The 24,820-nt window shown below is 62.1% G+C and carries 22 protein-coding genes; 5 read left to right on the top strand and 17 right to left on the bottom strand.

Annotated elements, in window-relative coordinates:
• Window positions 1–146: 146 nt before the first annotated feature.
• Window positions 147–1,241, top strand: coding sequence for a TRAP transporter substrate-binding protein (locus AB4M76_RS18470; protein ID WP_368443638.1), 1,095 nt, complete (start codon window positions 147–149; stop codon window positions 1,239–1,241).
• A gap of 283 nt (window positions 1,242–1,524) precedes the next feature.
• On the opposite strand, the gene AB4M76_RS18465 is transcribed toward AB4M76_RS18470, so the two are convergent.
• The 4 genes from AB4M76_RS18465 to AB4M76_RS18450 all read right to left on the bottom strand — a co-directional run bounded on the left by AB4M76_RS18465 (window position 1,525) and on the right by AB4M76_RS18450 (window position 5,774).
• Window positions 1,525–2,916, bottom strand: a complete 1,392-nt coding sequence (locus AB4M76_RS18465) for a TRAP transporter large permease subunit (protein WP_368443636.1) — start codon at window positions 2,914–2,916, stop codon at window positions 1,525–1,527.
• On the bottom strand, window positions 2,916–3,494 hold the full coding sequence (locus tag AB4M76_RS18460) for a TRAP transporter small permease subunit (protein ID WP_368443634.1): 579 nt from the start codon (window positions 3,492–3,494) through the stop codon (window positions 2,916–2,918). Before AB4M76_RS18460 ends, AB4M76_RS18465 begins: the two co-directional genes overlap by 1 nt.
• A gap of 135 nt (window positions 3,495–3,629) precedes the next feature.
• Window positions 3,630–4,550 (bottom strand): isoaspartyl peptidase/L-asparaginase family protein, encoded by a 921-nt coding sequence (locus AB4M76_RS18455; RefSeq protein ID WP_368443633.1) that lies wholly within the window; start codon window positions 4,548–4,550, stop codon window positions 3,630–3,632.
• A 21-nt stretch (window positions 4,551–4,571) separates the two neighbouring features.
• Window positions 4,572–5,774 (bottom strand): methionine gamma-lyase, encoded by a 1,203-nt coding sequence (locus tag AB4M76_RS18450; RefSeq protein WP_368443631.1) that lies wholly within the window; start codon window positions 5,772–5,774, stop codon window positions 4,572–4,574.
• 96 nt (window positions 5,775–5,870) lie between these two features.
• Between AB4M76_RS18450 and AB4M76_RS18445 the strand changes: the two genes are divergently transcribed.
• Genes AB4M76_RS18445 through AB4M76_RS18435 form a run of 3 tightly spaced genes read left to right on the top strand, consistent with a single transcriptional unit; the run spans window position 5,871 to window position 8,491 of the window.
• Window positions 5,871–6,350 (top strand): Lrp/AsnC family transcriptional regulator, encoded by a 480-nt coding sequence (locus tag AB4M76_RS18445; protein ID WP_368443629.1) that lies wholly within the window; start codon window positions 5,871–5,873, stop codon window positions 6,348–6,350.
• A gap of 21 nt (window positions 6,351–6,371) precedes the next feature.
• The gene (locus AB4M76_RS18440; protein ID WP_368443627.1) at window positions 6,372–7,523 is read left to right on the top strand and encodes an aminotransferase; all 1,152 of its coding nucleotides are present in this window, start codon (window positions 6,372–6,374) and stop codon (window positions 7,521–7,523) included.
• A gap of 11 nt (window positions 7,524–7,534) precedes the next feature.
• A complete protein-coding gene (locus AB4M76_RS18435) occupies window positions 7,535–8,491 on the top strand; it encodes a threonine/serine dehydratase (RefSeq protein WP_368443625.1) in 957 nt (318 codons plus the stop codon).
• Between the two features lie 22 nt (window positions 8,492–8,513).
• Here AB4M76_RS18435 and galE read toward each other — a convergent pair whose 3' ends face one another.
• The 7 genes from galE to AB4M76_RS18400 form a co-directional block, all read right to left on the bottom strand.
• Entirely contained in the window at window positions 8,514–9,533 is a 1,020-nt protein-coding gene (gene galE, locus AB4M76_RS18430; RefSeq protein ID WP_368443623.1) for a UDP-glucose 4-epimerase GalE, read from the bottom strand.
• 31 nt (window positions 9,534–9,564) lie between these two features.
• Entirely contained in the window at window positions 9,565–10,731 is a 1,167-nt protein-coding gene (locus AB4M76_RS18425) for a nucleotide sugar dehydrogenase (RefSeq protein WP_368443621.1), read from the bottom strand.
• 83 nt (window positions 10,732–10,814) lie between these two features.
• Complete coding sequence (locus AB4M76_RS18420) at window positions 10,815–12,494, bottom strand: amidohydrolase (protein WP_368443619.1); 1,680 nt, start codon at window positions 12,492–12,494, stop codon at window positions 10,815–10,817.
• Window positions 12,495–12,563: 69 nt separating this feature from the next.
• Complete coding sequence (locus tag AB4M76_RS18415) at window positions 12,564–13,583, bottom strand: extracellular solute-binding protein (RefSeq protein ID WP_368443618.1); 1,020 nt, start codon at window positions 13,581–13,583, stop codon at window positions 12,564–12,566.
• Between the two features lie 25 nt (window positions 13,584–13,608).
• On the bottom strand, window positions 13,609–14,412 hold the full coding sequence (locus AB4M76_RS18410; protein WP_368443616.1) for an ABC transporter permease: 804 nt from the start codon (window positions 14,410–14,412) through the stop codon (window positions 13,609–13,611).
• On the bottom strand, window positions 14,405–15,316 hold the full coding sequence (locus tag AB4M76_RS18405; RefSeq protein ID WP_368443614.1) for an ABC transporter permease: 912 nt from the start codon (window positions 15,314–15,316) through the stop codon (window positions 14,405–14,407). The genes AB4M76_RS18410 and AB4M76_RS18405 overlap by 8 nt, the downstream gene beginning before the upstream one ends.
• A gap of 3 nt (window positions 15,317–15,319) precedes the next feature.
• Window positions 15,320–16,393 (bottom strand): ABC transporter ATP-binding protein, encoded by a 1,074-nt coding sequence (locus AB4M76_RS18400; protein WP_368443612.1) that lies wholly within the window; start codon window positions 16,391–16,393, stop codon window positions 15,320–15,322.
• A 135-nt stretch (window positions 16,394–16,528) separates the two neighbouring features.
• Between AB4M76_RS18400 and AB4M76_RS18395 the strand changes: the two genes are divergently transcribed.
• On the top strand, window positions 16,529–17,326 hold the full coding sequence (locus tag AB4M76_RS18395) for a LuxR C-terminal-related transcriptional regulator (protein ID WP_368443610.1): 798 nt from the start codon (window positions 16,529–16,531) through the stop codon (window positions 17,324–17,326).
• A 23-nt stretch (window positions 17,327–17,349) separates the two neighbouring features.
• On the opposite strand, the gene AB4M76_RS18390 is transcribed toward AB4M76_RS18395, so the two are convergent.
• The 6 genes from AB4M76_RS18390 to AB4M76_RS18365 all read right to left on the bottom strand — a co-directional run bounded on the left by AB4M76_RS18390 (window position 17,350) and on the right by AB4M76_RS18365 (window position 24,797).
• A complete protein-coding gene (locus AB4M76_RS18390) occupies window positions 17,350–18,261 on the bottom strand; it encodes an alpha/beta hydrolase (protein ID WP_368443608.1) in 912 nt (303 codons plus the stop codon).
• Between the two features lie 3 nt (window positions 18,262–18,264).
• Entirely contained in the window at window positions 18,265–19,884 is a 1,620-nt protein-coding gene (locus AB4M76_RS18385) for an ABC transporter ATP-binding protein (protein WP_368443606.1), read from the bottom strand.
• 3 nt (window positions 19,885–19,887) lie between these two features.
• Entirely contained in the window at window positions 19,888–20,709 is an 822-nt protein-coding gene (locus AB4M76_RS18380) for an ABC transporter permease (protein WP_368443604.1), read from the bottom strand.
• 3 nt (window positions 20,710–20,712) lie between these two features.
• A complete protein-coding gene (locus AB4M76_RS18375; RefSeq protein WP_368443603.1) occupies window positions 20,713–21,669 on the bottom strand; it encodes an ABC transporter permease in 957 nt (318 codons plus the stop codon).
• 1 nt (window position 21,670) lies between these two features.
• Window positions 21,671–23,176 carry a carnitine 3-dehydrogenase gene (locus tag AB4M76_RS18370; RefSeq protein WP_368443601.1) on the bottom strand — a complete coding sequence of 502 codons (1,506 nt, stop codon included), beginning with the start codon at window positions 23,174–23,176 and terminating at the stop codon, window positions 21,671–21,673.
• Window positions 23,177–23,243: 67 nt separating this feature from the next.
• Window positions 23,244–24,797 (bottom strand): ABC transporter substrate-binding protein, encoded by a 1,554-nt coding sequence (locus AB4M76_RS18365; RefSeq protein WP_368443599.1) that lies wholly within the window; start codon window positions 24,795–24,797, stop codon window positions 23,244–23,246.
• Between the last annotated feature and the right edge of the window lie 23 nt (window positions 24,798–24,820).

Raw genomic sequence — 24,820 nt, 5'->3', positions numbered from 1 at the left:
GGGGGCGGGGGCATTTGTCCAGCAGATCGCCCCTGGGCTTTGCAAGGGGCATGGACATTTTCGACGGGCGGCGATTATCTGCTGTGCAGGACGTTTCGGCCAAGTGTCGGAAGTGCTTAACAATAACTCGATTCCGGGAGGACATCATGGATCGTCGTTCATTTATTCGCAAAGCTGGTGTGATGGGCGCAGGCGCGGCTGCCACCACACTCGCCGCCCCTGCCATCGCGCAGGGCAATATCACCTGGCGTATGGTCACCACTTGGCCCAAGAACTTCCCCGGTCTGGGTGTCGGCGCGCAGCGTCTGGCCGACCGGATCACCGCCGCTTCGGGTGGCGAGCTAACCATTCAGGTTTTCTCCGCCGGTGAGATGGTCCCGCCGCTGCAGTCGCTGGATGCCGTGATCGACGGCACCGCCGAGATGAGCCATGGCGCCGCCTATTACTGGCAGAACAAATCGCCGGCGCTGTCCTTCTTTACCGGCGTGCCCTACGGCATGACCACGCCCGAGCTCACCGCATGGATGCGCTACATGGGCGGTCAGGAGATTTGGGACGAGATCTATGACCAGTTCGGCGTTCAGGGCTTTCTGTCGGGCAACACCGGCACCCAGACCGGCGGTTGGTTCCGCGATGAGCTCAAAAGCCTCGATGACGTCAAAGGCGTGCGCTTCCGGACCCCGGGCCTCGGTGGCCGCGTGTGGGAGAAGCTGGGCGCGACCGTGACCAACATGGCGGCGGGCGAGATCTTCCAGGCGCTGCAGTCCGGCACGCTGGATGCCGCCGAATTCGTCGGCCCCTATAACGATCTGGCGCTCGGCTTCCATCAGGTGGCCAAGAACTACTACATGCCGTCCTTCGTCGAATCCGGTCTGGCGACCGAGCTTGTCGTCGACAAGAAGAAGTACCAGGAACTGCCCGAGAACCTTCAGGCGATCATCCGTGACGTGAGCCAGGCGGAATACGATCAGGTTGCGGCGGACTTCTACGCCAACGACCCGCGTGCGCTGAAGACGCTGGTGGATGAGCATGGCGTGACCGTGCGCAACTTCCCCGACGACATCATGGAAGCCGGTGCCAAGGCGTCGGTCGAAGTGGTTGAGGAACTGCGCAGCAGCGACGACCCGCTGGTCAAGAAAACCGCCGACAGCTTTGTCGAAGCGCTGAACCTTGTCCGCACCCGGACCGAGAACATCGACAGCCCCTATATTCAGGCGCGTCAGAAGTTCTTGAAATACTAAGCTGTGCTTGAAGCGACCCAGAAGGCCCGGTGGAAACGCCGGGCCTTTTTTGTTGGCGCTAAGGGGATCGCCCTCCCTGGTGGGCGATCGGCACCTCAATATTTGGCTATCACCCCGCAACAAGCGCAGACCGACCCGTCCCTTGCACCGTTGCAAAATCGCCCTCCGGGGGAGGGAGGGCGATGCCCGGTGTGCCACCGGGCGGGACATATTCGATACCTCTGAGCTCAATAAAAAAGGACCCGGTATCGTTGCCGGGTCCTTCGTTGATCTCGCGTCAGCCTCAGCCCGAAACCACCTTCGGCAACCATGTCACGATCTCCGGGAAGGCAAAGAGAATCGCAATCGCCACCACCTGCAACAACACGAAAGGCAGGATGCCTTTGTAGATCGCACTGGTCGGCAGATCCTCCGGCGCCACCCCGCGCAGATAGAAAAGCGCAAAGCCGAAGGGCGGTGTCAGGAAGGACGTCTGCAGGTTCACCCCCACCAAGACACCAAGCCAGATCGGATCAATGTCCAGCATCAGCAGCACCGGCGCGGTGATCGGGATCACGATAAAGATGATCTCGAATGTGTCGAGGATGAAGCCAAGGAAGAACATGATCAACATGACCACCGCCACCGCCGCCAAGGGGCCGCCGGGCAGGCTGCTGAGGAATTCATGCACCAGATTGTCGCCGCCCATCATCCGGAAGACGATGGAAAAGACCGAGGCGCCCAGCAGAATGATAAAGACCATGCTGGTGATCGTCGCCGTGGCAATCATCGTCTCGCGCAGGATGCGGAAAGACAGCCGCCAGCGCAGCAGCGCCAGCACCATGGCACCCACGGCTCCCACCGACGCGGCCTCGGTCGGGGTCGCAATACCGCCCAGGATCGAGCCCAGCACCGCGAGGATCAGCAACAAGGGCGGCACCAGCGCGACAAAGAAATCGCGCATCAACGTGCCTTTTTCCTCGGCCGGAACCGGTGTGGCGGGGCAGGAGGCCGGGGCGGTCACGGCCTTGAAGAGCACATAGCTGAGGTAGAGCGAGACCAGCAGGATGCCCGGCAGCAGCGCCCCGGCAAAAAGATCCCCCACCGAGACCGGCGAGGGCGCGAAATTGCCCTTGGCCATCTGCACCTGAGAGTTGATGCCCGCCAGCATGTCGCCCATAAAAATCAGAACCGTCGACGGCGGGATGATCTGCCCCAGCGTCCCGCTCGCACAGATCACGCCGGTGGCGAGCTTCGGGTCATAGCCCGCCCGCAGCATCGCGGGCAGCGAGATCAGCCCCATGGTCACAACCGTGGCTCCAACCACCCCGGTCGAGGCCGCCAGCATCGCGCCGACCAGCACCACAGAGATGCCCAAACCGCCGCGCATATTGCCAAAGAGCTTGCCCATGGTCAGCAGCAGCTGCTCGGCGATCTGGCTGCGTTCCAGCATCACCCCCATGAAGATAAACAGCGGCACCGCGACCAAGACCTCATTGGTCATAAAGCCAATGTATCGGTTCGGCAGAGAGCCAAAGTTCGACGGGTCAAAAACGCCAAAACCCATGCCCACGGCGGCAAACAGCAGCGACACACCAGCCAGCGTAAAGGCCACCGGAAAGCCCAGCAGCAAAAATCCGATCACGCCAAAGAACATGAGCGCGGCGAGCATCTCGCCAATCAGTATCGGGTCCATCAAACGGCTCCCTGGGGGTGGTCAGCGGCGATTTGATCCCGGCTGTATTGGATGGATTTCGGCACCAGCGCGGCATTGCCGCTCAGCACCAGAATGGAGCGGATGATCCAGGCGATCCCCTGCAGGGCCAGCAAAAAGGCAAAGCCGATGATGAAGGCCTTGAGGATATAAAGCCCCGGCATGCCGCCCACATTGGCCGAGCCTTCCTGATAGCCCCAGGCGCGCTGCACAAAGGGGATCGAATAGGCGTAAACGATCCAGCAAAAAGGCAGCAGAAAGATCAGAACACCCAGCAGATCGACCAAGGCCCGCCGCGCCATGGTGGCGGGGCGGTAAAAGATATCGACCCGCACATGGTCATCCCGCAGCAGGGCAAAACCTGCCACGGCGGTGAACATCGCGCCATTGAGCCAGATATAGAGGTCCTGCATCCAGACATAGCTGATCGCAAAGACATAGCGCTGCACGACCACGGTGAAACAGACGAGGACGATGCCCAGTGACAGCCAGGCGAAGACATTGCCGATCACGATATTCACCGCGCAGATCGCCCGCGCAATACCTGCTAGAAAACGCACCCTGTCCCCTCTCCCGTCAAGTTCGTTTGCACGTCAATCAAAGGGAGGGGGCTAAATGTCAAGTTTTAGATGTCCGCGCCGGGCCTGCGGCGCCTTGACTGTTGCGCCGGGTCAGAGGCTGCGACGCGGCTATTTTCAATAGATCGAAGTCTCCGGCGCGCTGCCTTTGCGGACCATGCCACGGTACATGCCCTGCGCATTGAAAGGCATGGTGATATTGCCATGCCGATCCACCGCGATCATGCCGCCCGAGCCGTCGTTCTTTGCCAAATCCTGCATGACCACGTGCTCGGCTGCGGTTTGCAAAGTCTCGCCCGCGTGGCGCATCCGCGCGGCGATTTCGGCAGCGGCGTTCCAACGGATAAAGACTTCGCCATGGCCGGTCGCCGACACGGCGCAGGTTTCATTGTCGGCGAATGTACCCGCCCCGATCATAGGCGTGTCGCCCACCCGGCCCGGTGCTTTGGCGGTCATCCCCCCGGTCGAGGTGGCGGCCGCGACATTGCCCGTGGCGTCCCGCGCCACCGCGCCCACGGTGCCATGCCGCCGTGCCGGATCGTCCGACACCTCGCCGCGTTCGCGCATCTCCAACGTTTCCTGAAGCGAGTCCCAGCGGGTTTGGGTAAAAAAATACACCTCATCCCCAAAGGGCAGCCCCGCCTGCCGCGCCAGTTCCAGCGCATTGGGGCCAATCAGCGTGACATGTTCGGTCCGCTCCATCACCGCGCGGGCGAGGCGAACGGGGTTCTTGGGGCCAAAGACACCGGCCACCGAGCCCGCGCGACGGTCTTTGCCGTCCATCACGGCGGCGTCCATCTCCTGTTTCCCAGCAGAAGTGAAAACGGCCCCGCGCCCGGCATTGAACAGCGGCTCATCCTCCAAGGCGCAGACCGCTGCCACCACTGCATCCATTGCAGTACCGCCTTCGCGCAGCACGGCCTCTCCCGCCTCCAATGCGCGGGCCAGTCCGGCGTGATAGGCGGTTTCCATCTCGGGCGTCATCTTGGCCTTCAGAATGGTCCCGGCGCCGCCGTGGATGGCGAGGGAATAGGTCATGGGCGTCCTTTCAATGCGCAGTCAGGCGGCCTGCATATTATGCGCGCCGAGCGCGGCGTAAAGGTCATCGATGATATCATCGGCCCCTTCAAGCCCGACCGAGAGGCGCACCAGCCCCTCGGCGATGCCATGTTCGGCGCGTTCCTCGGGCGAATAGGTCGAATGGGTCATGCTGGCGGGATGTTGGATCAGGCTTTCGGCATCGCCAAGGCTCACCGCCCGCTGGATCAGCTTCAGCCGGTTCATCAAGGCGATGCCGCCGGCTTTGCCGCCTTTGACCTCGAAAGGGATCATACCGCCGAAATCCGCCATCTGCCGCCGGGCAAGGTCGGCCTGCGGGAAATTGTCGAGACCGGGATAGGCGACATGCAGCACGGCGGGGTGCTCGGCCAGCGCCTCGGCCACTTTGCGCGCGGTGGCGCAGTGGCGCTCCATGCGCAGTTCCAGCGTCTTGATCCCGCGCAGCAGCAGCATCGCGGTCAGCGGCGACATCACGGCGCCGGTCATGTCCTTGAGCCCCACGAGCCGCACCTGCCCCATGTCCTCTTGGCTGCCGACAACAAGCCCCGCGACCACGTCGCCGTGGCCCGACAGAAACTTCGTCGCCGAATGCAGCACGATGTCCGCGCCATGTTCGATCGGGCGGGTAAGCACGGGGGTGGCATAGGTGTTGTCGACCACCACCTTGGCGCCGGCACGATGGGCGATCTGGGAAATCGCGGCGATATCGACCAGACGGTTGTTGGGGTTCGCCGGGGTCTCGAAATAAACCACTTTGGTCTGGGCGCTGATCACCTCGGCGAGGTTTGCAGGGTCGGTCATATCGACCAACGTCACCTTGACGCCAAAGCGCGGCAGACCGTGTGTCATGAAGGCAAAGGTGCAACCATAGAGCGTCTTGTCGATGATGACCTCATCACCGGCCTCAAGAAAGGACCAGAGCGTCGAGGTGATGGCCCCCATACCAGAGGCGGTGGCCAGCCCGGCCTCGGCGCCTTCGAGATTGGCGATGCGCTTTTCCAGATGATCCAGTGTCGGGTTGGAAATGCGCGTGTAGAAATGCCCCGCGCGCTCGCCTGCGAACATGTCGCCCCCGGCCTCGGCGGTCTCAAAGGTGAAGGTCGAGCTCATATAGATCGGCGGGTTCAGCGCGCCCTGTTCGGCCTGCGCGTCATAGCCGTGGTGAATGGCGCGGGTGGAGAAGGATTTCTGCGAATTGTCCATGATGGCCCCCTGAGACTGGTTTGGCGGCATTATTGAATGGTTGGCGCAGCATTTATGTGCTAAATAACCTCAACCTTGAGAGAGAATTGGCATATCATGCCCCAAATCCCCGAATTGGACGCAACGGACCGCAAGATCATCCGCGCCCTTCAGCGCAATGGGCGGATGACGAACCTCGAACTCGCGCAGGAGGTCAACCTGTCCCCCTCGCCCTGTCTGCGCCGGTTGCGGCAGTTGGAAAAGACCGGCGCGATCCGGGGCTATAGTGTCGAGGTTGACCCGAAAATCTACGGGTTGCCGGTCACGGTGATGGTGCGCGTGACGCTCGACGGCCATGATGAGGCGACGGTGCAGCGGTTCGAAGCCCAGATCAAAGCGATCCCCGAGGTTTTGGAATGTTTCGTGATGAGCGGGCTGTCGGACTACCTGCTGCGGGTCGTGGTGGCCGATCTGGAGGATTACGAGCGTTTCGTGCGGCGGCGGCTGCATCCCATCGGGGGCATCGGGTCAATCGACACCAGCTTTGTTTACGGGGTGGTGAAACGCAGTCATGTTTACCCCGATATCAGTCGTTAAACCGCTCAAGAGGAGTAGAGAATGGACATTCAGACCTTCGGCGTCGAAATGTGGATGAACGAGTTCGAAAACCACTGCCGCTATAACCTTGCCGAAACCTGTGTCGCCTCGATCACCTTGGGCGAACTGATCGATATGGCGGGGATGGATAACAGCGTCATGGGCGATCTGCGCGCCATGCGCATGGGCTATGGGGCGATCGAAGGCTCGGAACGGTTGCGCCGCGCGGTGGCGGGGCTTTACGAGCAGCAGACTGCCGACAATGTGCTGACGACCCATGGCACGATTGGCGCCAATGCGCTGGTGCATCAGACGCTTGTCAGCCGGGGCGATCATGTCATCGCGGTGGTGCCGACCTATCAGCAGCACTATTCCATCCCCGCGAGCCTTGAGGCCGAAGTGGAGTTGCTGCACCTGCGCCCCGAGGACGGTTTCCTGCCTGATCTGGAGGCGCTGCGCGCGATGCTGCGGCCAGAGACGCGGCTGATTGCGATCAACAATCCCAACAACCCGACCGGCGCCTTGATGGGCCGCGAGATGCTGGCCGAAATCGCGGATATCGCCAAGGGCAGCGGGGCTTGGGTGCTCTGCGACGAGGTTTACCGCGGCACCGACCAGAGCGGGGATGGCTATACCACATCCATCTGCGATCTCTATGACCGGGGGATCAGCACGGCGGGCATGTCGAAAGCCTATTCGCTGGCGGGTCTGCGCGTGGGCTGGGTCGTGGGGCCGCGCGAACTTTTGGACAGGATCATGGTGCACCGCGACTATAATACGATTTCGGTCGGGGGCTTGGATGAGCTCTTCTCGGCCATGGCGCTTGAGAACCGCGATAAAATCCTGACCCGCGCCCATCAGATCACCCGTGGCAACCTTGAGATTCTGGCCGATTGGGTGGCGGGGGAGCCTTTGATCGACTGGGTAAAGCCGCAATCCGGCACCACCGCCCTTCTGAAATACGATCTGCCGATACCCTCGCGCGATTTCTGCACCCGGTTGCTGGACGAGGAAGGCGTGCTCTTCACCCCCGGCAGTGTGATGGATATGGAAGGCTGGCTGCGGATCGGTTTTGCGAATGCCACCGACGATCTGCGCGCTGGTCTGGCGCGGGTCTCGGCCTTTCTCGCGCGGGAACAAACCGCGCAGACCGCAACGAGCCGGACCGGATAAAAGGGCATATCATGACATCTGATCTCATCGCCCAATCTGCGGCGCGCTCGGCTGCGGTGCATCGCAAGATCGCGCAGGCCATTCACCGCACCCCGGTCATCCCGTCGCGGCAGGAACTGCCGGACCATACGCGGCTTTTCTATAAGGCCGAGAATTTCCAGCATACCGGCTCCTTCAAGCTGCGCGGGGCCAGCGCCAAACTGACCACGGAGCCGCTCGACCGTCCGGTGATCACCGCGTCATCCGGTAATCACGGCATCGCCTGTTCCCTTGCCGCGCAGACCACCGGGCATGAGTTGATCGTCGTGCTGCCGGAGACCGTGGTCCCGATGAAACGCCAAAGGATCGAGGCCTTCGGCACGCGGGTGGTGATCCATGGCGCCGATGCGGCGCTGGCCGAGCTGCACGCGCAGCATTTGGCCGAGACCGAGGGCTATAGCTACATCTCGCCCTATAACGATGCGGAGGTGATCGCGGGGCAGGGGACGGCGGCGCTGGAACTGCTGGATCAGCTGGCGGGGGTCGATAACGTCTTCATCTCAATGGGCGGGGGCGGGCTGATTTCCGGTATGGGCGCGGTGCTGAAAGAGTTTGCGCCCCGGACCCGGGTGATCGGCGTCAGCGCCACGAACAGCTGCGCACTGGCCGCGTCGATGAAGGCCGGGCGGATCGTGGAGACCGAGCATTTGGAAACGCTGGCCGATGGTGTCGCCGGGGGGGTGGATGCAGATTCCGTCACGCTGCCGATGGCCTGTGAGGTGGTGGATGATGTGATCCATTGCGACGAGGACCAGATCGCCGCCGCACTTCGTATCCTGGCGGCGGAAGAGGGGATGCTCGTCGAAGGGGCCGCTGCCTTGGCGCTGGCGGGCTATCTGGCGAAGCCGGAGGCTGTCGCGGGGCAAACTTCCGCGGTGTTGCTTTGCGGCGGGAATTACCAGTGGGACCAGTTGCGGGGGCTGCTTTAGGCGAACGCCCCCGCGCCGCGGCTCAACGGCCTTCTTCGTAGCCCTGCGGGTTGGCGCTTTGCCAGCCCCAGACGCTTTCGCACATCGCATCGAGCCCCAGTTCCGCGCGCCAGCCCAGATGTTTCGCCGCGCGGCTGGCATCGGCTTCCATCGCGGCCACATCGCCGGGGCGCCTGTCGGTGACCTCGTAAGGAATGGGCCGGTCCGCCGCCTTTTCAAAGGCGCGGATCATGTCGAGCACGGAATACCCCTGTCCGGTCCCGATGTTGAAGACCTCGGCCCCTGCCGTATGCTCGGCAAATTCAATCGCCTTCACATGCGCCCGCGCCAGATCGGTCACATGGATATAGTCGCGCACGCCGGTGCCATCGGCGGTGTCATAATCATCGCCAAAGACCATCAGCTTGTCGCGCCGCCCGACGGCCACCTGAGAGATAAAGGGCATCAGATTGTTGGGAATGCCCTGCGGGTCTTCCCCGATGCGCGAGGAGACATGCGCCCCCACCGGGTTGAAATACCGCAGCAACATCACCGCACCTTCGGGGTTCGCCCGCTGCCAATCGGTCAAAATCCCCTCGGCCATATGTTTGGTCTTGGCATAGACCGACAGCGGCACGGTTGGATGCGCCTCGTCATAGGGCAGGTATTCGGGCACGCCGTAAACCGTGGCCGAGGAGGAAAACACGATCCGGCGGCATCCCACCGCTTCCATCGCGGCCAGAAGCGTGAGCGTGCCGGCCACATTCACATCATAGTAATCGCGCGGGCGCTCTTCGCTTTCGCCCACGGCCTTGAGCCCTGCGAAATGGATCACCGCTTCGGGGCGGAATGTCTCGCAGACTTCTGTCAGCGCTTTGCGGTCGCGCACATCGCAATCGGTAAAGGGGATCGGCCGCTGCACCAGTTCCGATACGCGGTTCAGCGCCTCGGGGACCGCGTTGTCGAAGTTATCCACGACATAGGGCTCATGCCCGGCGGCAATCAATTCGATCAAAGTGTGGGTGCCGATATAGCCGGCCCCGCCAGTTACCAATACGCGCATTCAAAAACTCTCTTAGCTGCGAGGGGAATGGTCAGTCCGCGCCGAACAGATCCCGTGTAAATACTTTCTCCGCGACATCGTTTAATGCGTCGCTGCGCCGATTGGAAACAATCACATCGGCTTCGGCCTTAAAGGCCGCGAGGTCGGTGATGACCCGCGAGTTGTAAAAATGCGTGGCGTCGAGTTCCGGCTCATAGACGATCACCTCGATGCCCTTGGCCTTGATCCGCTTCATGATCCCCTGGATCGAGGAATGCCGGAAATTGTCGGACCCGGCTTTCATCAGCAAACGGTAGATGCCCACGACCTGTGGCGCGTGGGTCAGGATTTCATGGGCAAGGAAATCCTTGCGCGTGTGGTTGGCCTCCACTATCGCGCGGATCAGGTTTTGCGGGACCTGCTGGTAATTCGACAAAAGCTGCTTGGTGTCCTTGGGCAGGCAATAGCCACCATAGCCAAAGGACGGGTTGTTATAGTGATTGCCGATGCGCGGATCGAGGCTGACGCCTTCGATGATCTCGCGGCTGTTGGCGCCGCGCGCCATGGCGTAGCTGTCCAACTCGTTGAAGAAAGCCACGCGCATGGCAAGATAGGTATTGGCAAAGAGTTTGATCGCTTCGGCCTCGGTGGCATCGGTAAAGCGCACGGGAATGTCTTTGGCCTCGGCCCCTTCGACCATCAGATCGGCAAAGATGCGCGCCGCCTCGGTCTTGGCGCCCACGATGATGCGGCTGGGGTAGAGGTTGTCATAGAGTGCCCGCCCTTCGCGCAGAAATTCGGGGCTGAAGATGATATTCTCGCAGCCCGTCTCGGCGCGGATCCGAGTGATGAAACCCACCGGGATCGTCGATTTGACGACAATGGTGCCGCGGGCGTTCAGGCTGGCGGCGAGTTTGATCACCGTTTCCACGCTGGTGGTGTCAAAGGAGTTTGACCGCGGGTCATAGTCCGTCGGCGTGGCCACGATGATATAATCCGCATCCCGATAGGCGCTCTGCGCATCGGTCGTGGCGGTGAGGTTCAGGGTCTTTGTCTTGAGAAAGACATCAATATCCGCATCCGCAATCGGGCTGATCCGCGCGTTCACCTTGTCGACCCGGTCCTGGCTCAGATCAACCGCCACCACCTCGTGGTTCTGCGCAAGCAAGACACTGTTGGACAGGCCGACGTATCCCAAACCTGCGACTGCGATTTTCATGTATCCATCCTGTATCGGGCCGGTGATCGCCGCGGCGGCGGGTGCCGTCTTGGGTAGTGCGGTTCACCCGTCGATACAAGCGTTCACCCGCGTTGGAACGTCATCTCCCCATCCATAAAGACGCATGTCGCGCTGGCTTCGATCACGGCTTCGGCGGGCAGGTCATTCAGATTGTGGCTCAGAACCGCAATGTCAGCGTCCATCCCCTCTTTCAACTGGCCGCGGGTCGCCTCGGCAAATTCGGCCCAGGCGTTGTCGCGGGTGTAGCTGGCGAGCGTATCATGCAGGCTTTGGCTTTGATCGGGCCAGTCCTCGCCAAGGTCCAAGGGCGCGATGGCGGCTTTGATATTGGGCATCACATCCACCGGGATCACCGGCCAATCGGTCGAAAAGATCACCTTGGCCCCGGTGTCGCGAATGCTCTGCCAGGCATAGGCCCCGTTGATCTGTTCGGGGCGGATATAGTTGCCGACCCCATCTGGCGGAAAGACATGGCCGCGCGGCGCGTGGCCCGGTTGCAGCGAGGCGACGATGCCCAAATCGGCCAGCCGGGGCAGGTCATCGGGGTGGATCACCTCGATATGCTCGATCCGGTGGCGGCTGTCGCGTTTGCCATTCGCCTGTTGCGCGGCCTCGAAGGCGTCGATGGTGCGGCGCACGGCGGCGTCACCGATGGCATGAACGGCGATCTGAAACCCCAGACGGTCGGCCTCGACACAGGCCGCGGTGAAATGCTCCTGGGTGAAAACCTCATCGCCGCTGTTGCCGTCTTTGCCCATCTCGCCGGGATAGGGCTGCAACATCAGCGCGGTGCCGCTTTCGATCACCCCGTCGATGAACATTTTCACATGGCTGCAGCGCAGTTTCTCCCCTTGAAAGTCATCGCGCAGGGCGGGCGCTTCGCGGGTCAGGCGGGCGACAGGGTCGGTGCCTTTGAGGTGAAAGGGCACATGGCAGCGGCAGAGCAGGCGGCCCTCGGCTTCCAGCTCTGACAGCAGTTCAAGCTGGTAGCGGTTGCCGTCCATCAGATGCAGGCCCGTGATCCCCTGCGCGGCGCAATGGGCCAGCCCACGGGCGATGACGTCCTTGTCCATCTCGCGCTCTACCGGTGTGGCGGGCGGCTCAGGATCGCGGCCCGCCGTCAGCCCCAACATATCGCGGCCGCCATAGCGGGTGAGCGAGAGGATCGGGCTATAGGCGCCCGGCTCAAGCAGCTCGCCACTGGCGAGCCCATCGTCGCCCATCACGATCTCGGAGCCTGCGTCGACTTCGCCGCCTTGCAGCAGTCCGGCGGCCTCCAAGGCGGCGGTATTGGCCCAGACGGTGTGGTGATCGGGGGCGAACATGGCGAGCGGGCGGTCGGGCAGGATGGCATCAAGATCATGCCGGGTGAGGGTCTTGCCGGTGCCCAGAATGCCATAGTCCGCCATGACGCAGAACAGCATCCTGTCATCGGGGTTGGCCTCGGCATAGGGCAGGATCAACCGGCGCATCTCCGCCAGCCCGGTAATGCCGTAAAGGCTGAGGTATTCCAATTCGACCGAGCCGCCAAAGAGATGCACATGGCTGTCGATAAAGCCCGGCAGCACCGTGCCGCCCTGCGCGTCGATCAGCTTGGTCTTCGGCCCTGCCAGCGCCATGACCTGCGCGTCGGAGCCCACCGCCGCGATCTTATTGCCCGTGATGGCCAGCGCGCTGGCCTCGGGCTGCGCCGGATCAAAGGTGATCAGCGCGCCGTTGTGGATGACGATATCTGCGGACATGGTCTTTAATTCCTTATCAAAATCTGCGCCCCGGCGGGTTACCGGGACGCAATTTGTCTGTCTCACCGCTTACTTTTGAAGATCGGTCCAGATCGCGGTATAGAGCTTTTGCGCCTCTGGCGGGCAGACCTTGGCGACATAGGCCGCACCCTTCAGCTCTTCCGGCACCACCACTTCCGGGGCGGCTTTCATATCCTCCGGCATGAACTCTTCGGAGCCTTTGATGCCATTGGCATAGCGCGCGAACTCGGACAGCATCGCGGCGTTTTCCGGGTCCATCACGAAGTTGAGGAAGGTCTTGGCCTCTTCGACATTCTGGGCATCGGCAAGGATCGCGGCATTGTCCATCCAGACCGGATAGCCCTCTTGCGGGTAGCCAAAGGCAATGTCGGGGTTCTGGTTGCGTGCCCGGAACGACGCGCCGTTCCAGTTGATCCCGGCGGCGATGTCCCCCTTGGCGTATTTCTCGATATTGCCATAGTCCATCGACAGCCAGTGGGGCTTGGCCGCGCGCAGGATATCGCGGACCTTTTTCAGCATTTCCTTGTCGGCCGTGCATTGCTCGCCACCCGCATAGTGGATCGCCATGCCCATGACGTCATTCATCTCGGGCACCACATTGATCTTGCCCTTCAGCTCTTCCGGCGGGTCAAAGATCACGGCGGCGGTGTTGATGTCCCCGTCATAGACCGAGGTGTTCACCGTCACCCCCACGGTGCCCCATTGCCAGGGCACGGTGTAGTTCCGGCCCGGGTCGAATTCCACATCGACCCACTGCGGGTCCATATGTTTGAAATTCTCCATCTCGTTGGGCTTGCTTTCCATCAGCAGCCCTTCGCCCACGAAGATCGGCACATAGGTGCCCGAGGGCACCACGATGTCAAATCCATGGCCGCCCGCTTTCACCTTGGCCAGCGCGGTGTCGTTGCTGTCATAATCCGTGATGGTGACCTTGATGCCGGTCTCTTTCTCGAATTTCTCGATCATCTCGGGGCTGGTGTAATTGCCCCAGTTGTAGATGTTCAGCTCGCCTTCGGCCATGGCCGGCCCGGCGAGGATGAGGGTCAGTGCCGTCAGTGTCTTTTTCATCGTTACGCTCCCGTTGGTTGGTTGGTTATTTTTTCACTCTGCTGAGCAGGGTATAGGCAATCACCATGGTTACAGAGACGCAAAGCAAAACGGTCGATATTGCGTTGATCTCTGGCGTCACCACCCGCCGGAGTTGGCCCAGCATATAGGTCGGCAGAGTGTCCTGCCCGGCGGATTTCACGAATTCGGTAATGACCACATCATCGAGGCTGATGACAAAGGCCAGCATTGCCCCCGCCAGAATGCCTGGCCAGAGCTGTGGCAGGGTCACATGGCGGAAGACCTGAAACGGCGTGCCATAAAGATCGGCGCCGGCCTGTTCCAGGGTGAGGTCCATCCCCTGCAACCGCGCCCGGATCGGCAGATAGGCGAAGGGGATGCAAAAGGCCGAATGCGCAATGATCAGATAGAGCAGCCCGGTATAGCCGGTCACGACTTTGATCGAGGCAAAGAAAATCAGCAGCGCCACCGCGGTGACGATCTCGGGCACCATCAGCGGCTGGTGGATCAGCGCAAAGACGGTGCTTTGCCCGCGAAACTTGCCGGTGCGGGTGGTGCCAAGGGCCGCCAGCACCGCGACGCTGGTCGAGATGGCGGCGGCAGAGACGGCGATCACAAGGCTGCGCACCGTGGCCTCCTGCACCATCTCATTGTCCCAGGCCGAGACATACCAGCGCCAGGAAAACCCTTCCCAGATCGCGATGGAGGTGCCGGCGTTGAAGGAATAGACCACCAGCAGGATGATCGGCATGTAGAGCATAAAGAAACAAGCCATGGCGATGCTGGTAAAGCCGGTGAGCTTGCGAATGTTGAAGCCACGATTAGCCATGCTGCCCCTCCTCATTCCCCGCCGCGCGGACATAGGCCAAGAGCGCCACCATCACGATGGCCAGCAGGGTGATCGACAGCGCCGCCCCCAAGGGCCAGTTCCGCCCCTGTCCGAATTGCAATTCGATCAGATTGCCGATCATCAACTGATTGCCCCCGCCCATGACGCGCGGTGTCACATAGGCGCCCAGCGACGGCACCAGCACGAGGATCGAGCCTGCAATCACCCCCGGTTTGACCAGCGGCAGGATCACCCGCCGCAGCACGTGAAAACGCGTCGCGTAAAGGTCATAACCCGCCTCAACGAGCCGGAAATCCAACCGCTCCAATGAGGCGTAGATCGGCAGCACCATCAGCGGCAGATAGACATAGACCATGCCCAGAATGATCGAAAACTCGGTAAAGAGCATCTGGATCGGCTCATCAATGATCCCCAGAGCGATCAGGATCGAGTTCACCGTGCCCTCGTTGCGGATCAGTTCCAGAATGGCGAAGGTGCGGATCAGCAGGTTGGTCCAGAAGGGGATGATGATCAGCAACATCCAGAATTCACGCTGCTTTTTCGGCCGGGTGGCGATGAAATAGGCGGTGGGGAAGCCAAAGAACAGACAGGCGAGCGTGGTCAGCACCGACAGTTTCAGCGAGCGCCAGAAGATGCTGAGATGCGCATCGGACCAGCTTAGCGTGTCGTCGAAGATATCGCGCTGCATCAGCACGCTGAACCAGGCATCGGTCGAAAAATCCCAGACCACCCCGCCGTAATCGCCGGGGGTCAGGAAGGAATAGAAAAGCGTGATCAGCAAGGGGCCGCTGGCGGCGAAGATCAGGATGATCAGCGCGGGCGTCAGCAGCAGCCAGCGGTTCCGGGCGGCGCGTTTGGCGACAGTGTTGGACAGCTCTGCCATGGGTCAGTCCCTCAGCACCTGAGCGGCACCCGCGGGGAAGGAGACCCCGACCCGGTCGCCGGTGACAAAGGAATGCGCGACGGTGGGGCTGTTTTGCTGGCGCAGAACAAAGTCGCTGCCATCGTCCAGACCGACATGGAAATGCGTATCGGTGCCGAAATAGACCACCTCGCGCAGGCTGCCCGCCAAAAGCCCGTCGGCTTCCGCGGTCAGTTCCGCATGTTCCGGCCGCAGGGCAAGGGTCACCCGGCCCGTGGCGGCTTCGGTGGCATGGGCCTCTACCGTTTTGCCCGAGGGCAGACGCAATTGCGCGGTCTCACCTGCGCGGCTGAGGATCTCGGCGGGCAGGAAATTGGTGTCCCCGATGAAATCGGCCACGAACCGGTCCGCGGGGCGGTCGTAAATCTCGCGCGGACGCCCGACCTGCCGCACCGCACCGTTCGACATGACCGCGATGCGGTCCGACATGGTGAGCGCCTCTTCCTGGTCATGGGTCACGAAGATAAAGGTGATGCCGGTCTCGGTCTGAAGCCGTTTCAGCTCCAGCTGCATTTTCTTGCGCAGTTTGAAGTCCAGAGCGCTCAGCGGTTCATCGAGCAGCAAAATCTTGGGCCGGGGGGCGAGCGCGCGGGCAAGGGCCACGCGCTGCTGCTGCCCGCCCGAGATCTGACTGGTCTGCCGATCCGCCATCTGCGTCATCTGCACCAGTTCCATCATCTCGGCCACGGTCGATTTGATCGCGGCCTTGGAGGTGCCGAGCATCTGCAAGCCAAAGCCGATATTCTCGGCCACGGTCATATGCGGGAACAGCGCGTAGTTCTGAAAAACGGTGTTGATCGGGCGTTTGTAAGGGGGCGCGGCGAGCAGGCTTTCGCCGAACATGTCCAACCGGCCCGATGTGGGATGTTCAAACCCCGCGATCAGCCGCAAAAGGGTGGTCTTGCCGCAGCCCGACGGGCCCAGCAGCGTGAAAAATTCGTTGTCTTGAATCTCCAGATCAATGCTCGCCAGCGCTTCGACCGGCGGGTTGCCGGGATATACTTTGCGCAGCGCCTGCGCGGTAATTGCCTTGGTCATCTGTCCCCCTGATTGCCCAGCTTGGTTCTTGTTTTTGAGCAAAGCCTAGCCTGCATGATTGCGCCAATAGCAATTGGTTTATATACCCCATCAGGGGTAGAGTTCCGTGATTTTTGATCAGATTTTGGAGTATTTTTGGCCGAAACGCTGACAGATGAAGCGATTGAGCAATTGCGCGACGCGCTTCGGGCCGTTGGCAGCGCCGATTTTTTCGAGGTCTACAAAGCCTTTTTCAGCGCGCGGATCGCCTTTGGGACATTCCTGATGCTGCGCTTTGACCGGGATCAACCGCCCTTGCTGATAGACCATTGGATCGAGCCGGAAAAGCTGATCGGGCGGCCGCTCGAAGACTATATGGAAAGCAGCTACGCCTTTGACCCGTTCTACCTCTACCGCAGCCCGCCCGAGGGGGGTGGGCTTTACCGTCTGGCCGATATCGCGCCGGATCGGTTCTTTTCCAGCGAATATTACCTGCAATATTACCGCGGCACGGGGCTTTGCGACGAAGTCGGTCTGCTGGCGCCGCTAAAGGATGGCGGGATCGCGCATGTCTCTTTGAGCCGGCGGGATGAACAGGGGCCATATCGGCGCGGTGAGCTGCGCAACCTGCAAGGTTTCGCGCCCTTGTTGCTGGAGCTTTTGGCGCAGCATTGCAATGCGGTGGCCCCGGCCTGTCCCGCCCAGCCCGCCGCCGCACGGCCCGCGCCTTCCGATGCGATCAGAGATCACGCGCGGGACCAGCTTGGCGTCAGTCTCACCCTGCGCGAGGCGCAGATCGCCGGTCTGGTGCTTCAGGGCCATTCGAACGGGTCCGCCGCGAAATTGCTGAATGTCGCGGCGGAGACCTGCAAGGTCCACCGCCGCAACCTGTACCGCAAGCTCGTCATCTCATCGCAGCGCGAACTTTTTGGGGTGTTCAAACATCTGCTCTAGCGCCGCCGTCCGCGCCCACTGGACTAGCGGGCCAGAAAATCGTTGATCCACCCGGTGATCGCGTCAAAGCTTTCGCGCGCCCGCGCACTGCTATGGCGCGCCCGCAGATAGCCGTGGATCAACTGCGGCTCATTGCGCCAGTCGGCGGGGATGCCCGCGGCCTGCAAAGCTTTTTGATAGGCCGGACCATCGTCGCGCAGGGGGTCCACATCGGCGGTCACGATAAAGGCCGGGGGCAGATCGGCGAAACTCTCGGCAACCAGGGGCGAGACTTCGGGGTTGCTGCGGCGCAGCTCCATGTCGCCGCCCGTCAGCATGCCCGAATAGGTCTTTAGATCCTGGGTCCGCAGCAGCGGGGCTTCGGCGTTCTCACTGTAGCTTGGCGCGCCCATGTCGCCGCCGAGCCCCGGATAGATCAGCACCTGCGCCAGCGGCATCACCCCGCCGGTGCGGCGCATCCGAAAGCAAAGCCCGGCCGAAAGATTGCCCCCCGCGCTGTCGCCAATCGCGATGCCCTGCCGGCCATTAGCGCTCTCGGCGGTCCATACGGCGGCAACATCGTCAATCTGCGCGGGAAACAGATGCTCCGGCGCGAGGCGGTAGTCGACAGAGACAACCTCGCAGCCGGTCGCGACCGCCAGTTCGGCGCAGACATCATCATGGCTTTCGAGCCCGCCGACGACAAAGCCGCCGCCATGGGAATAGAGCAAAAACGGGCGCGCCTCAGCGCCTTCAGGCGTGTAGCGGCGCACCGGCACACCGGCCACATCCTCATCGCGCACCGGCAGGCCTTCGGGCCGCGGGGCGCGAAAGACGGCGCACATGGCGTCATACATGCGGCGGTTTTCCTCGGCGGTGGCACCATTGGCTTCGGCAGGGTAGGCGGCTTCGGTATCGGCGATAAAGCGCAGCACTTCGGGGTCGGTAATTTGCATCGGTCAGGCCTCCTGTCGGGTCTTTATGGTATGGTCGAGCCAGTCGGGATCCATTTCCGGCACCGAACTGAGCAGCAATTTGGTGTAGGGGTGATGCGGCGGGGTGAACATCTCGCCCTTCGGGCCCTGCTCCACCACCTGGCCCTTTTGCATCACCACCACATGATCCGCGATGGCGCGCACGGTGGCGAGGTCATGGGTGATGAACATATAGGCCAGCCCGCGTTCGTCCTGCAGCCGTTTCAGCAGCCGCAGGATGCCTTCGGCTACCAATTGGTCGAGGGCGGAGGTGACCTCGTCACAGATGATGAATTTCGGCTCGGCCGCTAGGGCGCGGGCGATGCCGATGCGCTGCTTTTGCCCGCCGGAGAGCGAGCCGGGATAGCGGTCGATGAACTCATCCGGGTCAAGCTCGATCGCGGTGAGCAGCTCGCGGATCTTCTCCTCCTGCGCGCGCCCGCGCAGGCCAAGGTAAAAGCGGATGGGGCGGCCGATGATCTCGCGGATGGTCTGCTTGGGGTTCATCGCGGTATCTGCCGATTGGTAGATCATCTGCACCTGACGCAGATGATCCTTGCGGCGCTGCGCAAGCCTTGGGGGCAGGGGCGTGCCGTCCAACTCGATCTGCCCGGAGATGGGGGGCAACAAGCCGGTGATCGCCCGCGCGGTGGTGGATTTGCCCGAGCCGCTTTCGCCCACAACCGCAACCGTGCGCCCGGCGTGGATGTCGAAACTCACATTCTCCAGCACCGGGGTGCCATAGACATATTCCGCCGTCACATCCTGGACCCGCAGCACCGGGGTTGCGCCCTCGGGCACGGGCCGTTCCTTGGATTCGAAACTGCGCACGGCCCAGAGCGATTTGGAATATTCCTCTTTCGGGCTGTTCAGCATGGCGCGGGTGGGCTGCTCTTCAACCTCTTCGCCGCGCAGCAGGATCTTGATGCGGTCGGCCATCTGGGCCACCACGGCAAGGTCATGGGTGATGTAGATCGCGGCGGTGCCCAGCTCGCGCACCACATCGCGAATGGCGCGCAGGACTTCGATCTGGGTGGTCACATCCAGCGCCGTGGTCGGCTCGTCAAAGATGATCAGATCGGGTTTGCAAGACATCGCCATCGCCGTCATGGCGCGCTGCAACTGCCCGCCGGAGACCTGATGCGGGTAGCGAAAACCGATCTCATCGGGGTTCGGCAGCCGCAGTTGGGCATAGAGGGTGCGGGCCTCTTGCGCCGCGTCCCGCTGCGATGTCAGCCCGTGAATATCGGTCGGGCCTTCGCTGTATTGATCGATCAAGCGATGCGCGGGGTTGAAGTTTGCCGCCGCCGATTGCGCGACATAGGCGATGCGCTTGCCGCGCAGCCCGCGCTTGCGGCGCTCGCTGAGGCTGAGCAGATCCATCCCGTCAAAGGTGATCTCTCCCCCCGAGATGCGGGTGCCGTCGCGGGTATAGCCCATTGCGGCCAGACCCAAGGTCGATTTGCCGGCGCCGGATTCACCGATCAGCCCCAGCACTTCGCCGCGTTTCAGCTCAAGGTCCACCCCCTTGATGATGGGAAGCCATTGGTTCCCCTTGCGGCCTTCGATCTTGAGATCACGGATGGTTAAAAGCGGTTTGCTCATCTCTTAATCCTTCAGGCCAGAGGTGCGGTGAAGCATCCAGTCCACGACGAAGTTGATCGCCACCGTCAGCAAGGCAATGGCGGCGGCGGGCAGCAGGGGGGTGATGTCGCCGAATGTGATCAGGGCGGCATTGTCGCGCACCATCGAGCCCCAGTCGGCGGTGGGCGGTTGAATCCCGAGGCCCAGAAACGACAGGGCCGAGATCGCCAGAAAGACAAAGCAAAAGCGCAGGCCGAATTCGGCCACCAGCGGGGCCATGATATTGGGCAGGATCTCGCGCCGAATGAGCCACCACATGCCTTCGCCGCGCAGCCGTGCGGCCTCGACAAAATCCATCACCACGACATCCATCGCCACCGCGCGGGACAGGCGGAAAACCCGCGTCATTTCCAGCACCGCGATGACAAGGATCAGCGTCAGGATCGAGGTGCCGAAGATCGAGAGCAACAGCAGCGCAAAGAGCAGCGAGGGGATCGAGATCAGCATGTCCACCAGCCGCGACAGGATCTGATCGGCCCAGCCCCCGATCACCGCCGCCAGCAGCCCGAGCAGCGCGCCGGCGAAAAAGGCAATGGCGGTGGTGGCAAGGGCGATGCCGATGGAATTGCGCGCACCCCAGATCAGCCGCGACAGCATGTCCCGCCCAAGGTTGTCCGTGCCCAGCAGATAGGCGCCACCGGGCGGCTCAAACTCCATCCCGACGATCTCGGTCTCACCGAAAGGTGCCAATTGGCCGGCGAAAATCGCGGTGAAGGCATAGAGCAGGATCACAATAATGCCGAAAATGGCCGTGGGCGGGACGGAAGCACCGTTATAAAGTCTCATGGGTTACTTCCTGTGCATCAGGCGGGGGTTGGTGGCGATGGCCAGCACATCCGCGCCGAGGTTGAGAAGAATATAGATGCTCGCAAAGATCAGACAGCTTGCCTGCACCACCGGGATGTCGCGTTTGGCCACGGAATCGACCATCAACTGCCCCAGGCCGGGATAGACAAAGACGACCTCGACGATGACCACGCCGGTGATCAGATAGGCAAGGTTCAGCGCCACCACATTGATGATCGGGGCCAGCGCATTGGGCAGCGCGTGGCGCAGGATCACCCGCAGGGGCGAGGCGCCTTTGAGCCGGGCCATTTCGATATAGGGCTGGGCCAGCAGGTTGATGATCGCCGCCCGCGTCATGCGCATCATATGGGCCGTCACCACCAGCACCAGCGTCAGCGCCGGCAGGAAGGTGCGGTAGAGCATTTCACCCAAGCCCGCATCGCCGCCGAAATCCGAGATCGAGGGGAAGATGCCCCAGCGGATCGACAGGAAAAGCATCAGGATATAGGCGACGAAATACTCCGGGAAGGAGATCGACGAGAGGGTAAAGATATTCACCCCCCGGTCGAACCAGCTGCCCCGGTAGAGCGCGGCCAAAAGCCCCAGCCCCACCGCCAGCGGCACCGAGATCACCGCCGCATAGACCGCAAGAAAGAGCGTATTGCCAAGACGCGCGGCGAGCAGATCCGAGATCGGCCTGTTGTTCGCCAGCGATTGACCAAAGTCACCTTGCACCATGCCGCCGAGCCATTCCAGATAGCGCTGATAGGCCGGTTGATCGAGCCCCAGCTCGCGCCGGAAGGCGGCCACGGTCTCTGGCGTGGCGGATTGGCCCAGCACCTCTTCGGCAAGGTCGCCGGGCAGCAGTTCAATCGCCAGAAAGATGAACAGGGAAATCGCGAACAGCGTCAACAGCCCGAGCGCCAGACGTTGCAGGATCATACGGGCGAGCGGATGCATGTCAGTCGGCCTCCGGCTCGGGCCAACCAATATCGCGTATCGGACGGCCCGCGTGGTCCGGCGCCTCCAGCCCGCTTTGGCCCGGCGACAGGGCGGCAAGCCGTTCGGTCAGCGGCGCGGCCATCGGGCTTGCGCGGCCGGCTTCGGTGTCCACATGCATCAGCATATGTTCGGCCGTGGCTTGGACCTGCCCGGCCTCATCGACCATTTCGTGATGCAGGCGAATGCGCTTGGCATCATGGCCCAGCACGCTGGTGTTCACCGACAGCCGCGTGTTCACCTTGGTTTCTGCAAGGTGGCGGATATGTGTCTCCACCGTATAGACCGAACGGCCCGCGCTGCGATAGGCGTCGTCCATGCCGATATGGCCCAGGAATGCGTCGGTGGCATCGCCGAAAACCTGAAGATAGCGGAATTCGGTCATATGGCCGTTATAGTCGAGCCATTCGCCCGGCACGCGGGTCTCATGCAGCACCATGGGCGCGTTATAGTCCGGGTCCGTGGCCCCGGCGCTGGCCTTTGCGCGTTCAAAGAAACGGTCTTCCATCTCGCGCAGGGTCTCGCCGGCGCCCCAGTCATTGGCCCGCAGCGCCTGTAGGATGCCGATCAGATTGTCGTCGCGGATGCGCTCCAATTCGCGGATCGAATGTTGGCCCGATTGCGCGTCGGACTGATCCCCGATCTTGCTGGCCAGCGCATCGGTCATTTCGGGCACATCCATCAGCTTGGTCCAGGGCCATTTCAGCGCCGGGCCGAATTGTTCGATGAAATGTTTCATCCCGGCCTCGCCTCCGGCAATCCGGTAGGTCTCAAACAGGCCCATCTGCGCCCAGCGAAGGCCAAAGCCAAAGCGGATGACATCGTCGATCTCTTCGGTCGTGGCCACATCGTCATGCACCAGCCAAAGCGCCTCGCGCCAGACCGCTTCGAGCAGCCGGTCGCCGATATGCGCGTCGATCTCCTTGTGGATGCGGACGGGTTTCAGCCCGGTCTCGCGCTGGATTTCCGCCGCACGGTCAAGGGCGGCGTCGGTGTTCGCAGGCGAGCCTACGATCTCGACCAGTGGGACAAGGTAGACAGGATTAAACGGATGCGCCACGAAGAGCCGTTCGGGATGGGCCATACCCTCCTGCAGCTGCGAGGGGCGAAAGCCCGAGGTCGAGGAGCCAATGAGCGCCTCGCGGGGCGCGGCGGCTTCGATGGCGGCGATGACGGTATGTTTCAGGTCGAGCCGTTCCGGCACGCTTTCCTGAATATAATCGGCGTCCTTCACCGCCTCGGCCAGCGTGTCGTGAAAGGTCAGCCTGCCTTCGGGGCAAAGCGGGGCCATCATCATGCGGCGATAGGCGCGGCGGGCGTTCTCAAGCACTTCAGCCACAATGCGCCTTGCGTCGGGATGGGGGTCATGCACCGCCACGTCGATCCCGTTGAGCAGGAACCGTGCGATCCAGCCACCACCAATGACGCCGCCGCCGATACAGGCGGCCTTTGAAATCCGTTGAGACATTAAGAAGCCTTTATTCGTCGAGAGTTAGAGGCTCTGCCGCGGGGGAGGGCGCGGCAGAGCGGGGGGGTTAAACGTCGGTGAGCCACCAGCGTTCAATGGCTTTCCAGCCGTCCAGATACCGGTTCGCCGCAAGGTCGCCATGGGCGACACGGTCGTTCTTGCCGTCGATATAGTTGCCGAACATCGGGATGATCGCCCCGCCATCGTCGCGGCAAAGCCGCTGCATATCGGCATACATCTCGGCCCGGCGGGTCGCGTCCAACTCGGTCCGCGCCTGGATCAACAGGGTGTTGAACTCTTCGTTCTGCCAATTCGTCTCGTTCCAGGCCGCACCCGAGGCATAGACAAGGCTGAACATCCAATCCGATGTGGGGCGCCCGTTCCAATAGCCCATGAAAAACGGCTCTTTCATCCAGACGTTGGACCAATAGCCGTCAGAGGGGCGGCTGTTGACCTCCAGATTGATCCCCGCTTTCGCAGCGCTTTGCTGGAACAGCACCGCGGCATCCACCGCGCCGGCATAGGCGCCTTCCGAGGTCGCCAGCGTCACATCAAGACTGTCGAGCCCGGCTTTCTTGAGGTGGTACTTCGCCTTGTCGGGGTCATAGGTCCGCTGCTCCAGATCGGCGGCGTGAAAGCGCTGCGAGGGGGCGATCGGGTGGTCATTGCCAAGGCTGCCATGGCCGCGAAGCACCTTGTCGAGCATTTCCTGACGGTTCACCGCATGTTTCAGCGCCAAGCGGACGTTTACATCGTCAAAGGGCGCTTTGTTGCACTGCATCGCAATGGGGAAATGCGAGGTGCCGGTGACCTCGACGGTCTGCACATTCGGGCGGCGTTTGAGCATATGCACGGTCTTGGTCGGCACCGCGTTGATGATGTCGACCTCGCCGGTGACCAGCGCGTTCTGCCGCGCGGTCGGGTCGTTGATGGTCAGGATCGTCACGTCATCAAACCAGGCGCGGTCGGATTTGAAATAATCGTCGCGGCGTTTCAGCCGCATGCGCACGCCGGGCTCGAACTCTTCCAGCGTATAGCCGCCGGTGCCGACGCCCGACTGCCAGTCCAGCTTGCCATCGCCATCCGCCGGCATGATCCACAGGTGATAATCAGCGGTCACGAAGGGGAAGTCGGCGTTGCCGCTGTCGAGCTCGAAGACCACCACATTGTCGCCATCGGCGCGGATGTCCTTGACCTGTTTCAGCAGTTCCTTGGCACCAGATTTCGTGTCTTCGCCCCGGTGGTGGTTGAAGGAGGCGATCACATCCCGCGCCGTCACCGGCTTGCCGGTGGAGAAATTGGCCTTGCGCAGCCGGAAGGTCCAGGTCGCCGCATCGGCGCTGGCCTCAAAGCTTTCGGCCAGTTCGGGCTGCGCCTTGCCGGCGGCGTCGACCTCAACCAGCGTGTTGCAGACCGCGAGCATGCCAAGCGCCACCACGCCGCCATAGGTGGTGGCCGGGTCGAGCGTGTCGGAGGTGGCGCCGCCCGAGCTGCCGATCCGCACGCTGCCGCCGCGTTTGGGCGCAGGCTGGGCCAATGCGGCGGGGGCGAGGCCCAGAGCCATTGCGGCAGCGGAGCTTGTCCGCAGGAACCCACGGCGGTTGAGGTTGGATATGGTCATAGCAAATCTCCCGTTTTGCCGGC

It is taken from the genome of Sulfitobacter sp. PS-8MA, from assembly GCF_040933935.1.
Classification (GTDB): domain Bacteria; phylum Pseudomonadota; class Alphaproteobacteria; order Rhodobacterales; family Rhodobacteraceae; genus Sulfitobacter.
The sequence above is the reverse complement of the archived record's forward strand: the minus strand, read 5'-3'. Positions and strand labels throughout refer to the sequence as shown.

Bases quoted from the DNA above. Each gene is read 5' to 3' on its own strand.
- AB4M76_RS18470 (WP_368443638.1), top strand. From the start codon at position 147: ATGGATCGTCGTTCATTTATTCGCAAAGCTGGTGTGATGGGCGCAGGC.
- AB4M76_RS18465 (WP_368443636.1), bottom strand. From the start codon at position 2,916: ATGGACCCGATACTGATTGGCGAGATGCTCGCCGCGCTCATGTTCTTT.
- AB4M76_RS18455 (WP_368443633.1), bottom strand. From the start codon at position 4,550: ATGACCTATTCCCTCGCCATCCACGGCGGCGCCGGGACCATTCTGAAG.
- AB4M76_RS18450 (WP_368443631.1), bottom strand. From the start codon at position 5,774: ATGGACAATTCGCAGAAATCCTTCTCCACCCGCGCCATTCACCACGGC.
- AB4M76_RS18445 (WP_368443629.1), top strand. From the start codon at position 5,871: ATGCCCCAAATCCCCGAATTGGACGCAACGGACCGCAAGATCATCCGC.
- AB4M76_RS18440 (WP_368443627.1), top strand. From the start codon at position 6,372: ATGGACATTCAGACCTTCGGCGTCGAAATGTGGATGAACGAGTTCGAA.
- AB4M76_RS18435 (WP_368443625.1), top strand. From the start codon at position 7,535: ATGACATCTGATCTCATCGCCCAATCTGCGGCGCGCTCGGCTGCGGTG.
- galE (WP_368443623.1), bottom strand. From the start codon at position 9,533: ATGCGCGTATTGGTAACTGGCGGGGCCGGCTATATCGGCACCCACACT.
- AB4M76_RS18425 (WP_368443621.1), bottom strand. From the start codon at position 10,731: ATGAAAATCGCAGTCGCAGGTTTGGGATACGTCGGCCTGTCCAACAGT.
- AB4M76_RS18420 (WP_368443619.1), bottom strand. From the start codon at position 12,494: ATGTCCGCAGATATCGTCATCCACAACGGCGCGCTGATCACCTTTGAT.
- AB4M76_RS18415 (WP_368443618.1), bottom strand. From the start codon at position 13,583: ATGAAAAAGACACTGACGGCACTGACCCTCATCCTCGCCGGGCCGGCC.
- AB4M76_RS18410 (WP_368443616.1), bottom strand. From the start codon at position 14,412: ATGGCTAATCGTGGCTTCAACATTCGCAAGCTCACCGGCTTTACCAGC.
- AB4M76_RS18405 (WP_368443614.1), bottom strand. From the start codon at position 15,316: ATGGCAGAGCTGTCCAACACTGTCGCCAAACGCGCCGCCCGGAACCGC.
- AB4M76_RS18400 (WP_368443612.1), bottom strand. From the start codon at position 16,393: ATGACCAAGGCAATTACCGCGCAGGCGCTGCGCAAAGTATATCCCGGC.
- AB4M76_RS18390 (WP_368443608.1), bottom strand. From the start codon at position 18,261: ATGCAAATTACCGACCCCGAAGTGCTGCGCTTTATCGCCGATACCGAA.
- AB4M76_RS18385 (WP_368443606.1), bottom strand. From the start codon at position 19,884: ATGAGCAAACCGCTTTTAACCATCCGTGATCTCAAGATCGAAGGCCGC.
- AB4M76_RS18380 (WP_368443604.1), bottom strand. From the start codon at position 20,709: ATGAGACTTTATAACGGTGCTTCCGTCCCGCCCACGGCCATTTTCGGC.
- AB4M76_RS18375 (WP_368443603.1), bottom strand. From the start codon at position 21,669: ATGCATCCGCTCGCCCGTATGATCCTGCAACGTCTGGCGCTCGGGCTG.
- AB4M76_RS18370 (WP_368443601.1), bottom strand. From the start codon at position 23,176: ATGTCTCAACGGATTTCAAAGGCCGCCTGTATCGGCGGCGGCGTCATT.
- AB4M76_RS18365 (WP_368443599.1), bottom strand. From the start codon at position 24,797: ATGACCATATCCAACCTCAACCGCCGTGGGTTCCTGCGGACAAGCTCC.